The organism is Paenibacillus taichungensis, from assembly GCF_003287275.1.
GTDB lineage: Bacteria > Bacillota > Bacilli > Paenibacillales > Paenibacillaceae > Paenibacillus > Paenibacillus taichungensis_A.
In genome coordinates this window covers 67,351-79,995 of record NZ_QEVW01000005.1, presented here as the reverse complement: position 1 = coordinate 79,995, position 12,645 = coordinate 67,351, and the positions used below count along the sequence as shown (strand labels likewise).

Below are 12,645 nucleotides of genomic sequence, written 5' to 3'. Positions count from 1 at the left end.
GGGTGAGGGGCTATGCCCAAAACAGAGAAACGCTCCATGTCCTGGCTGCTGCAATATCTAAAACCAGTCAAAGGCCGATTGGCCATACTTATGGTGATGTTGCTAACTTCAACAGGACTGCAGCTCCTAAATCCACAGATTATCAAACGATTCATCGATACAGCGGCAAGTGGGGGAATCCTTTCTAACCTGATCCAGCTTGCGGGATTGTTTCTGATTGTTGCCATCGTCAATCAATTGATTACTGTAGCTGTCAGTTATCTGGGGAATGACGTGGCCTGGCGAGCAACGAACCGATTACGGGGAGATCTCCTGAAGCATTGTCTGCGTCTCGATATGCGGTTTCATAATGTAAAGACGCCGGGAGAGATGATCGAACGGGTGGATGGTGATGTGACGAGTATCTCCAACTTCTTCGCGATGTTCATTGTGCAGGTGGTGGGGAGCTTTGTCTTGCTTGCCGGAATTCTTGGATTTATGTTCACTGTCAACGTACCGATTGCGATCGTCATGACGGTGTTTACATTATTATCGATTCTGTTTATGGTGTTCATTCGGAATCTGGGAGTAAACTCTTCCAAAAATGAGCGGGAAGCGAGTGCATCTTTGTTCGGATTAATTGAAGAGCGTATTGCGGGAATTGAAGATGTTCAAGCGAACGGGCATGTCCCGTATGTAATGAATCGTTTTTATCGCACGATGCGTGTTGTATTTCAAAAAGGAAGGAAAGCCTGGCTGCTTCGGGTGATTCCATGGAATACAACAGTCATTCTGTTCGCACTTGCAGTCACGGCGGTACTTCTGCTCGGTGTTCATTACTACATGCAAGGTATCATCAGCATCGGAACTCTGTTTCTGATATATCAATACACTCAGATGCTTAATGATCCGATTGAGATGTTGGGTGATCAGGTTCAAGAGTTTCAGAAGGCGAAATCAGGTATGCTTCGTTCGAGAGAACTGTTGTCTTTACGCAGCGAGATCGAAAACGGAAGAGAAGATGAGCTGCCAGAAGGGCCGCTTGGTCTGGAATTCAGACAGGTGAACTTCAGTTATAACGATGCTAAACCTGTATTGCAGAATATTAACTTTGCCATTAAACCTGGCGAGCGGCTTGGTATCATCGGTCGTACGGGTAGTGGAAAATCAAGTCTCAGTCGGGTACTTCTGCGCCTGTACAATCTGGATAGCGGAACAATCCGTGTGGGTGGCAAAGATATTACAGAGCTTACCTTGCCTGCACTTTACCGCAGGGTTGGTATGGTTACGCAGGATGTACAGCTGTTCGATGGTACGTTGCGAGACAATTTAACGCTGTTCAACCAGGACGTCTCGGATCAGATCATCAAGGAGACAACGGATCGACTTGGATTAAGTCACTGGATTGAATCACAGCCCGCAGGGTTGGACACACATCTAAAAGCAGGCGGTTCTTCATTATCCGCTGGGGAAGCTCAATTGTTTGCCCTGACGCGAGTATTTCTGACTGAACCTAGCCTGGTTATTCTCGATGAGCCTTCCTCACGGCTGGATGCCGCTACGGAGAGTATGCTTCAGTCTGCCATCGATCAGTTGATGAAGCAATGTACGGGAATTATTATTGCACATCGCCTGGCTACTTTGGAGAAGGTCGATCAGATTATGGTTCTGGGTGATGGCAAGGTACTGGAATTCGGAGCCAGAGAAGTACTCGCAAGCGATCCAGCCTCACATTATGCCAGATTGCTGATTACAGGGCGAGAGGAGGAATTGGCGTGAATGTAACCGGATTTATAGGCCGTTTGTTTCGATTCAGGCCTTTTCTATTTTTGATCAACGGATTGTCGTGGTGCATATTTCATTCTTTACCGCTGGCAATAGGGATTGGGATGCAGTGGTTTTTTGACCGGGCAACGGCGGGTTCCAGTGATTATATGTGGCTGGCAGCTCCGCTGATCTTCATTGCTTTGGTCAGAGCGGTAAGAGTAGGAACGTTTTTTGCCGCATTCTATGCATGGATCACGTATATCTACCATATTCAGGCCATTCTGCGTACCAATATGCTCGCTGGGATTATGCGCTGGCCAGGACGTAATCTGCCGGCTTCACCGGGGGAGGCGATGAGCCGCTTTCGAGATGATGTGGATGAAGTGGTTGAGTATATAGAATCCTGGGTGGATTTCTGGGGACGGCTCGTGTTCGCCATCGTATCCATCGTCATCATGGCGAACATTAACTGGAAAATCACTCTCGTTGCGGTATTGCCGCTGGTAATCGTAACGTTACTAAATAACTTGTCTGGTAATCGGGCTCGTCGATATGCACAGGTTAATCGTGAGTCGACAGGACGAATCACCAGTTTCATTGCTGAAACATTTGGAGCGGTGCAGGCACTGAAACTTGGGCAGGCAGAAGAGCATGTCTCTGCTCGTTTTAACAAACTGAATGAAGAACGTCGTCAAGCCGCACTCCGGGATAATCTGTTCAAACAGTGGATGAGATCACTTAATCAACATGTGCTCAGTATCTGTACAGGTCTCATTCTCCTGATGTGTGCAGCCGAGATGAAATCCGGCAATTTCACCGTAGGTAATTTTGCTTTGTTCACCAGTTATCTTGCCAATATTGGTTTTAGTATTTCATTGTTTGGCTATATGGTATTTCAACATAAACGGCTCAAAGTATCTTTTGACCGGATGCGAACCTTGTTTCGTCCTGGGGAGGAAGACCGGATCATGGATTTCAGAGAGACGTATCTGAATGAAGATCCGCCTGAGCTTCCCAATGAACAGAGAGATCCCAAAGAGAAGCTAAGAGAGCTGGAGATCAGCAATCTGGCGTACCAATACCCTCATTCTGCAAATGGAATAAAGGATATCAGCTTCCGTGTGAAGCGGGGACAGTTTCTGGTCATTACTGGACGGATCGGTTCTGGCAAGTCGACTCTGGTCCGCACACTTCTGGGACTGCTGCCCAAACAGGAGGGCACGATTCGTTGGAATGGTAAAGATGTAGACCCCGCTACCTTCCTGATGCCGCCCAGAGCAGCATATACGCCGCAAGTACCCCGACTGTTCAGTGATACGCTGAAAGAGAATATTGTTCAGGGTAAACAGGGCCGTACGGAAGTCACGCTTGCAAAAGCCATTCGTTTGGCTGTTATGGATAAGGATATTCAAAACCTGGATCAAGGTCTCGAAACGTCCGTAGGTCCAAGAGGTGTGATGTTGTCTGGTGGTCAGATTCAACGTGCGGCTACCGGACGTATGCTGATGACGGAAGCAGATCTGTTCATCTTCGATGATCTGTCCAGTGCGTTGGATGTGGAAACCGAGCAACAGGTCTGGGAAGGCCTGTTCCAAGAACCAGATGTCACATGTATTGCGGTGTCTCACCGCAGAGCAGCACTTGCGAAGGCAGATCATATCATCGTCATGAAGGATGGACGAATTGAGGCCGAAGGCAGCTTATCAGATTTGCTTGCTACTAATGAAGAGATGCAGCTGCTTTGGCAAGGTGAGCAAACACCGGTTAAAGTGGGATAGAATAAGGTATACGATATATAACAAATAATAAAAGCCGTACAGACAACTCTTCTTTTGAAAGAGTTAAGATCTGTACGGCTTTTATTATTGCTCATTTGGTCAATCTTTATTTGATCAGCGGCGCAATTAATGAATACGCAATAATGACCAGGAAGATGATCGTAATGTGGTTTATGGAGAAAATAAACATTTTATGTGACCATTTCTTCGTTTCTTTCTTATCGAAGGTTGCCACACTAAGGATAAGCCATGCCAAACTTACCAGAAACGCAACAATGGCAATGAACGGACTCATCGGCCAGAACAAGAAGCTGGAGAATAACAACAATACCAGATAAACATTTGTCTGGATGTATGTTCGTCTGATTCCTTTTACAACAGGAAGCATGGGAACGCCAGCCGCTTTGTACTCATCAAATCTCCGGATGGCAATGCCATAGAAGTGAGGCATCTGCCACAACAGCATGGTAACAACCAAAGCCCAAATTTCATAATGACCCAGTTCTGGCGAAATGGCTGCCCAACCAATGAGTGGAGGAACAGCGCCTGAAAGACTCCCTACTTCCGTATTGTATACCGTTGTCCGCTTGGTCCACATCGTATAAGGGAACACGTACAACAACAGTCCCAATATGCCGAATACGGCAGCCGAAGGGGAAGCGATATACAACATGATGCCCCCGATAATCGTAATGGCAATACCGAGGATCAAACCTGTTTTGGTATCAACACGACCCGTTACCGTTGGACGTGTTTTGGTGCGCTCCATGATCGCATCGATATCCCGATCATACAAATTGTTAAACACCCCCGCCGCTCCGATAATCAGGGAAGACCCGATGACAGAGAGGATAATGGGTACAATATTAGCTAAGATAGATGCATCAAATACATACAAAGCCAAACTTAAACCGGCAAACATGGCGATCAGATTGGATTTGATAATTCCGATCTTGATCGTATCAAAAAATACTTTCGGAATCGAGCTAGTATACTCCAGGCTGATTTCGGGCCGTGCCCCTTTATTCAATGTTTTCAAGAACTCACTTCCTATATCTATACTTATATATCTCGTGTTTTTATTATAGCATTCAATACACTATGTGAATAAATTAACGATTTAGTATTTAAAATAATGTCATTTGATTGTGAACAATTTAAAAACAAGGTTTTTTTTAATTGTTAAAAATGATTTTCTGTGATACAGGTCATTGAAGTTGAGCAGCAGCAATAACGAGAAAAGAAAATTTTTCTTGCATAATGAATTTTATTTGTTTAATGTAGATATAAGAGGTCTTTAATGGTATGATTGATTTCTTCTTGCATTGTTTCTATTAGAGAACAGCTGTAAGCGGCAAGATGTAATCAGGATAGACCTTTTTTTGTATCAATAAAGGATATTAAATATCTGGAAAGGGTGTTAAATATGGATCAAAAGATGGATGTATTAATTATAGGCGGAGGACCGGCGGGTCTTAATGCCGCACTTGTACTAGGACGAGCTCGCAAACATGTTGTGGTCATAGATGATGAACGCCCACGTAATTGGGTCACGCGTGAAACACACGGTTTCCTGACGCGAGATGGTGCAAGTCCACGTGAATTTCGGAAGGTTGCAAAAGAACAGATTAGCGCTTATCCGTCCGTTCATTTTGTAGGGGACACAGCGACTTCAGTGACAGGAACAGATGGTGATTTCCAAGTTACAACGGCCCATGGAGTCGTCTATCGCACGAAGAAAATTTTGTTTGCAGTGGGGAAAAAAGATCTTCCACTGGATATTAGCGGGTTGAAAGAGGTATATGGCAAGAGTGCTTTTGTATGCCCTTATTGCGATGGATGGGAATTAAGAGATCAACGGCTTGTCATCATTGTGAATGGAGCCAAGGCATTTCATATGGCCAAGACCATTTCCGGCTGGACAAGTCAGTTTACCATTTGCACAAATGGACCGGATGAATTGACGGATGAGCAGCGGGATGAATTGAAGCAGCATGGTGTCCCGATATGGGACTCTCCAATTCAATCTATTGAATCAAGCAATGGTATGGTGCAGCAGGTTGTGTTAGAAGATGGTACCGAAATTTCGTGCACGGGGATTTTCTTTGGACCGAAACTTACGGCTGGATCAGAACTTCCGCAGACAATAGGCTGTGAGGTTACGGATGCGGGTACAGTCGTTGTAGATGATTTCGGCAAAACAACCGTGCCGGGTCTGTTCAGCGCTGGAGATGCAGCATCGGAGTTGTACCAAGCCATTACTGCGGCGTCCCTTGGTGCATTAACCGCTGTAACAATTAACAGTGAACTTAATCAGGAAGCCTGGGATGAGCGCGGTAAACATTTAAACCCGTAGAGTAGCGTTGTACAATTTCTTGTTCAGTACTTTGCACAAACAAAAAGTCAACAAAATAGATCTGATCAAAAAGGGGATTGCAAACGCAATTCCCTTTTTGTGTTTAATCGATCATTTAGTAGATCTTCTCCATCGATAAGTGGATTAATTCCGACCGTTTTTGACATAAAATCAATATTTGATTTTCATTCGTTTACGGTTTATTATTGTATCAAATGATAGATGATACTATCATTTTAAACTCTGGGAGAGGGTGTTTAAAATGAGTATTGCAACTAATGTTCCACAGCCCAAGATGTATGGACCACTCGGGAATCTGCCCTTGATTGATAAAGAAAAACCAACATTGTCCCTTGGGAAATTAGCAGAGGAGTATGGACCGATATATCGATTGACCGTTCCTGGTTATTCTGGATTGATTGTATCTGGTCCAGATCTGGTGGCTGAATTATGTGACGTGTCTCGTTTTGATAAATTTGTATACAATGAACTCGAAAATGTACGCGCCTTTGGAGGTGATGGTTTATTTACAAGCAGAACATCCGAACCGAACTGGAAAAAGGCCCATAATATTTTGCTTCCGACCTTTAGTAAACAGGCGATGAAGGGTTATCATCCGATGATGGTCGACATTGCGGAACAATTGATAAACAAATGGGCACGTTTGAATTCCAACGACACCATTGATGTAGCAGATGACATGACACGTCTTACACTGGATACCATTGGACTGTGCGGGTTCAATTATCGATTTAACAGCTTTTACAGACAGGACCACAGTCCTTTTATCGAAAGTATGGTCCGTGCATTAAATGAAGCTATGCAGAAAAGCTCGCGCTTGAAAATCCAAAATCTACTGATGGTGAAAACCAAACGACAGTTCGAGGAAGACATCCAAACGATGTTCTCATTGGTTGATCAGATTATTGAAGAACGTAAAGCAAGTGCTGCTCCTGAAGAGGTTGACTTGCTTGCTCGTATGCTGAATGGCAAAGATCCGGAAACCGGAGAAACGCTGGACGATGAGAACATTCGGTATCAGATTATCACGTTCCTCATTGCCGGACATGAAACGACGAGTGGTTTGTTATCTTTTGCCCTTTATTTTTTGTTAAACAATCCCGAAGCACTCCAAAAGGCCTATGATGAGGTGGACCGGGTGTTGGTAAGTGACTCTCCACAGTACGAGGAAATCCTTCAACTCCCTTATATTCGCATGATTCTCAGTGAATCGCTGCGTCTATGGCCGACCGCTCCCGGATTTGACGTCTATGCCAAAGAAGACACCGTCATAGGTGGCAAATTTCCACTGAAAAAAGGGGAGAGCTGCAGTATTCTTCTACCTCAGCTTCACCGTGACAAAGGCGCCTGGGGAGAGGATGCAGAGCTATTTCGCCCGGAACGTTTTGAAGATACGACTCAAGTACCTCATCATGCGTATAAACCGTTTGGCAATGGGGAGAGAGCATGTATCGGCATGCAGTTTGCTCTATATGAAGCTACGCTTGTGCTGGGTATGGTACTTAAACATTTTGAATTGGTAGACTATAGTAACTATCAGTTGGACGTGAAACAAACGTTAACGTTAAAACCAGGCGATTTTCGAATACAGGTGAGAACACGTACTGTATCACCGAAACTGAGTGCGTCTGTTACACCCTTAAATGAAAAGCATAATCAGGAACTTCATACAAGTGTAGCTGGTCACAGCCCTATTACGGTATCGATGACGACTTCGACTCCGGCGAATACCAATCCAACATTACTGGTACTGTACGGCTCCAATCTGGGGACGGCAGAAGGCATTGCCAGAGCGATTGCAGAAAAAGCCCGTACCTATGGAATTCCAAGCGAAGCAGCAACATTGAATGAATGGATGGGCCGTTTGCCTAAAGAGGGGATCGTTCTCATCGTGACATCTTCGTACAATGGTAAACCTCCGCAAAATGCAGCGGCATTTATCGAATGGTTAAAGGAAGCGGAGTCAGAGAAGGTGCATGGTGTGACCTATACAGTTCTGGGCTGCGGGGATCGGAGTTGGTCCGGTACCTACCAGAGCATTCCTCGATTGGTCGATGAGAAGCTAGCGAGCTTGGGGGGCAACAGGCTGATATCTCGGGGAGAAGTCGATGCTGGCGGGGATATGGAGAAACAAGTGGAAGAGTGGCAGCGGGTGTTGTGGACTCAGATATTCAACACGTTGGGGATTAGCAAGGAATCGATGGAGCACTCCTCACGAAATACACTTCAAATGGAATTTGTTCACGAGAAAGCCGATCTTCCACTTGCACAAGCCTACCATGCCAGCTGTGCGACTATAGTGGTAAATGAAGAACTTCAGGCAATGGATAGTGAACGGAGTACACGTCACATTGAGATGCTGCTGCCTGAAGGCATGACCTATAAAGAAGGCGATCATCTTGGCGTACTGCCGCTAAATGCCAATGAAATCGCAAATCGCATTCTTCATCGTTTCCGATTAAAAGGAGACGTTCAGATCCAATTAACTTCGAACGAAACACTGTTGACACATCTTCCGCTGAACCGTCCAGTCAAAGTGAATGAATTGCTCCGTTCCTGTGTTGAGCTGCAAGCACCTGTTACTAGAGCTCAGTTGCAGGAGCTGGCGAACCATACGGTGTGCCCGCCTCATAAGCGCGAACTGGAGCTGATGATGGAAGAGAGCAACTATAGAGAACATATACTTCAAAATAGAACTACCATGCTGGAACTACTTGAAAAGTATGAGGCCTGTGAGCTGCCGTTCGAAAGGTTCCTTGAACTGCTGCCTCCACTCAAGCCCAGGTATTACTCCATCTCCAGCTCTCCACACTTCAATGACAAGCGAGCGAGTATCACAGTGTCTGTGGTGAGAGAGCCTGCATGGAGCGGCAACGGTGAATTCCGTGGTGTGGCTTCATCTTATTTGGCCGACTGCCAGACGGGAGAGAGTGTTCTGATGTTTGTACGTACGCCAGAATCCGGATTTGAGCTGTCAGAAGGGCCGGATGTTCCAATTATTATGGTCGGTCCAGGGACGGGGGTTGCACCGTTCAGAGGTTTTCTTCAGGCTAGATCTGCCCTGAAAGAGAGAGGATTGCGACTGAGTGAAGCACATTTGTTTTTTGGTTGCAGGAATGATTCGGATTTCATATATCGTCAAGAACTTGAACAATACGAACAGGCAGGCATTGTCAAGCTGCATTTGGCTTTTTCACGTGTTGAGGGTAAACCCAAAACGTATGTGCAGCATCTGATGTTGCAGGAAGCGGAACATTTGCTTCATTTACTTGATGCCAAAGGAAGAATTTACGTATGCGGGGATGGAAGCCATATGGCTCCCGCTGTGGAAGAGACTTTGCTGCAAGCATATCAGAAGGCGAAGGGGGCAACTCGCCAGGAAGCGAAAGATTGGCTCAATCAGCTTCAGTCGGAAGGCCGTTACGTTCAGGACGTGTGGGCAGGTAAACGAACTGCTGAATTGTCTAAGCCCCTGTATGTTGAGACACTTTAAGAAGGAGGCGGCGATAAGCCGCCTTTTTCTTATGTCGAAAAACAGCCCGTGATCTGGAGTTTTCATCCAGATCACGGGCTGTTTTAATTTGGCTGATACGATCTATTGACAAAGATGAATTTTTAAAGCAATATAATAAATGAACTTTATAAAGTATATAAATAAAGTAGTTAACCAGTATTATTGTGTTTCATTTACTTTTAATTTATATGCAGGGAAGGGATCTATTTATGGCAACTTGGTTTCTTATCATTATCTACCTTGCGTTTATCAGTTTGGGAATTCCGGACTCCTTGCTTGGTTCAGCATGGCCAGTCATGTGGCCTGAACTTGGCGCTTCGTTTGGGTCAGCAGGAATATTGTCCATGGTCGTTGCAGGGGGAACTATCGTTTCAAGCTTGGCCAGCGGTACGGTGATTCAGAAGTGGGGAACAGGAAAGGTTACGTTAATTAGCTGTTGTCTGACTGCCGGAGCACTCCTTGGATTTTCCTTCGCACCTTCATTGGCATGGCTCGTCATTCTTGCCATTCCGCTCGGTCTAGGGGCCGGCGCCGTTGATGCTGCGCTGAATAATTATGTAGCAGAGCATTACAAGGCACACCATATGAACTGGCTGCACTGTTTCTGGGGCGTGGGCGCGACGACAGGGCCGATCATTATGTCGTATTACATTACGGAACATCATTCCTGGAGAAGTGGGTATACAGCTGTAGCCGTGGTCCAGTGCTGTCTCGTTCTGATTTTGTTTGCCACGTTGCCGTTGTGGAAGCGTGTTGCTGCAAGTCGAGAGAGAGCAAGTATGAACAAGGATTCAGATCATGTGCAAGTAGACAACACGTTAGTACAGCGTGAGGACAGACCCGAACGGAATGTATTGAAGATTAAGGGAGTCAAAAACTCACTGATCGCATTCCTATTTTATTGTGGCGTGGAGACGACGGTTGGTTTATGGGGAGCCAGCTATCTGGTAGGAGCAAGAAATATCTCGGCAGAAACGGCTGCAGGATGGATCTCCTTATACTACGGTGGTATTACGATAGGTAGGTTGATTACAGGCTTTATCACGTTAAAAATAAAAAATCGGGTGTTAATTCTGGCTGGTCAAGTGACCGCCATTGTGGGTGGAGTCATTTTATTGCTTCCATTATCCATTTCGTTTGCCTTGGCTGGATTTATGCTGATTGGATTGGGGCTTGCACCCATCTATCCCGGACTTCTTCATGAAACTCCAGCTCGATTCGGCAAAGCGAATTCTGCCCGATTAATGGGCTACCAGATGGCACTGGCATACACAGGAACTACATTGCTTCCTCCACTTTTTGGCGTTCTTGCTGCGCAAACCAATATCGGCTTTTTCCCGCTGGTTGTACTTGTTTTCCTTATCTTGATGTTGGCTAGCTCAGAGCAAGTGAATCGTATTTTGAAAAAGAGGATTCTAAATGGGTAGAGCTGGCAGGGGTATAACAAGCCATATAACATTCCATTAAAAGAATGATACACAAAAAAGCGAGGATCAATCCTCGCTTTTTTTATTTGCACAATCATTACAACTCGTAGAGCTGTTCATATTTATCCGTTAAGTAATGAATTAATGGAGCGGTATCAATGCTTTTTCCGGTGATGGACTTGATTAGCTCGTCCGCCGATCTTGATTTGCCAAATTGATGAATATGAGTTGTTAGCCATCCGGTAATCGTCTCAATGTTATCTGATTCAATTAAATGATCATAATCGGGAAGTTCGCGGCGAATGACTTTGTGTATTTGTGCTGCATAGACAAACCCGAGTGTATAGGAAGGGAATAGTCCAAATCCGGCGCTCCAGTGTCCATCCTGTAAAATGCCCTCCAGATGAGTCGGGGGACGAATGCCCAGGTATTCCTCATATTTATCATTCCATGCTTCAGGCAATCCCTCGTAATCCACTTCTCCGGCAATAATGGCTTGCTCCAGCTCATACCGAATAATGAGATGCAGGTTGTAGGTAAGCTCATCGGCCTCAAAACGGTTAAACGTTGGTTTTACTGCATTTAAAGCAAAATAAAAGTCATCCAAACTCACATGGCCAAACGTTTCAGGTTTGATTTTTTGCAAAATAAAATAGTTGTTTTCCCAGAAGCCCTTGTGTCTGCCAATAAATTTCTCGAAAAAGATCGACTGGGATTCATGAATGCCGTACGAAGTGAAGATCCCAAGGCCGGTATGTATCAGGTTGGGGTCAATATTCTGTGTATAGAGTGAGTGGCCTCCTTCATGTAAAGCACTCCAAAGGGAAACGCGAACGTCATTTTCAACAAATTTGGCTGCGAGCCGTGCATCGTAAGGATTGATGGCAGAACTGAATGGGTGCACGGTTGCGCCGAATTGCCCGGCATCAAAGTCGTAGCGAATGGCTTGTAACAGCTCGATCCCTAGCTGCCACTGCTGTTCAAGTGGGAAGGGATGAGTGAATATGGATGTATCCGGTTGTTTAGCGGCAGATGTGACACGACGGATTAACGGTATTAGAGCGGATTTGAGTTCACTGAAAATGCGATCCAACGTGACCTTATCCAGATCAGGATCAAACTGCTGCACGAGTGGATCGTATGCATGCTGCTCGTATCCCCAGTATCCGGCAAACTTCAAGCTTGCATCAAAGATCTGTTTCAAATGCGGGGCGAAAATGGAAAAATCATTGGCAGCTCTGGCTTCCAGCCAAGCGGCGTTTGCAAAACCTTGCTGCTGTACAAATGCCTGATATTCCTCTAACGGAATGGCACTCCAGCGTTTATACGTTTTCCAATGCTCTGCAATAATTCGCTTGGATAGCTCATCAAGGTCCTCTTGTTGTGCTGTTTCCTCTAATCGCGAACCGAATTCAGCATCGGTCTGTAACTTGAAAAGTTCTCCAGCCAATGTTGCTTTGGCTCGTGCGGCGTAGGGTGCGCCCTTTCGAGGTGCACCTGTGCGAGCATCCCAGGCAAGCAGGGTTTGTACCTGTTTATAATGCTCAACCTTCTCGATATGTGCCGCAAGTGCAGCATCCAAACGTTGTATCGTTGTCATGTTCGTGTCTCCTTCCAGATAAAGGATGAAATTTAAGTTGTATATTACCATCGGAATAGTTGGAAGTACATAGAATCACGCTTTTTTCGTAGATTACAAAAAATGAATCAACCCATTAGGATTGCTTATTTTACAAAAGACCTCTGTTCCCTTAGCCTGAAAATACCAATTTTCACTAATCCGACATGAACACTTGTATATCA

The 12,645-nt window shown here is 45.3% G+C and carries 7 protein-coding genes; 5 read left to right on the top strand and 2 right to left on the bottom strand.

The window, feature by feature from the left end:
- Window positions 1–12: 12 nt before the first annotated feature.
- Together DC345_RS05620 and DC345_RS05615 are read left to right on the top strand one after the other, a co-directional pair.
- Window positions 13–1,758, top strand: a complete 1,746-nt coding sequence (locus tag DC345_RS05620) for an ABC transporter ATP-binding protein (RefSeq protein ID WP_113052265.1) — start codon at window positions 13–15, stop codon at window positions 1,756–1,758.
- Entirely contained in the window at window positions 1,755–3,524 is a 1,770-nt protein-coding gene (locus DC345_RS05615; RefSeq protein ID WP_113052264.1) for an ABC transporter ATP-binding protein, read from the top strand. Before DC345_RS05620 ends, DC345_RS05615 begins: the two co-directional genes overlap by 4 nt.
- A gap of 106 nt (window positions 3,525–3,630) precedes the next feature.
- On the opposite strand, the gene cyoE is transcribed toward DC345_RS05615, so the two are convergent.
- The gene (gene cyoE, locus DC345_RS05610) at window positions 3,631–4,554 is read right to left on the bottom strand and encodes a heme o synthase (protein ID WP_373561693.1); all 924 of its coding nucleotides are present in this window, start codon (window positions 4,552–4,554) and stop codon (window positions 3,631–3,633) included.
- A 396-nt stretch (window positions 4,555–4,950) separates the two neighbouring features.
- Here cyoE and DC345_RS05605 point away from each other — a divergent pair, with 396 nt between their 5' ends.
- The 3 genes from DC345_RS05605 to DC345_RS05595 all read left to right on the top strand — a co-directional run bounded on the left by DC345_RS05605 (window position 4,951) and on the right by DC345_RS05595 (window position 10,842).
- Window positions 4,951–5,880 carry an NAD(P)/FAD-dependent oxidoreductase gene (locus DC345_RS05605; protein ID WP_113052263.1) on the top strand — a complete coding sequence of 310 codons (930 nt, stop codon included), beginning with the start codon at window positions 4,951–4,953 and terminating at the stop codon, window positions 5,878–5,880.
- Between the two features lie 262 nt (window positions 5,881–6,142).
- Entirely contained in the window at window positions 6,143–9,394 is a 3,252-nt protein-coding gene (locus DC345_RS05600) for a bifunctional cytochrome P450/NADPH--P450 reductase (protein ID WP_113052262.1), read from the top strand.
- A gap of 230 nt (window positions 9,395–9,624) precedes the next feature.
- Entirely contained in the window at window positions 9,625–10,842 is a 1,218-nt protein-coding gene (locus DC345_RS05595; RefSeq protein WP_113052261.1) for an MFS transporter, read from the top strand.
- 97 nt (window positions 10,843–10,939) lie between these two features.
- Here the strand turns inward: DC345_RS05595 and DC345_RS05590 are convergent, their stop codons facing one another.
- On the bottom strand, window positions 10,940–12,442 hold the full coding sequence (locus DC345_RS05590; RefSeq protein ID WP_181586496.1) for a carboxypeptidase M32: 1,503 nt from the start codon (window positions 12,440–12,442) through the stop codon (window positions 10,940–10,942).
- Window positions 12,443–12,645: the final 203 nt, after the last annotated feature.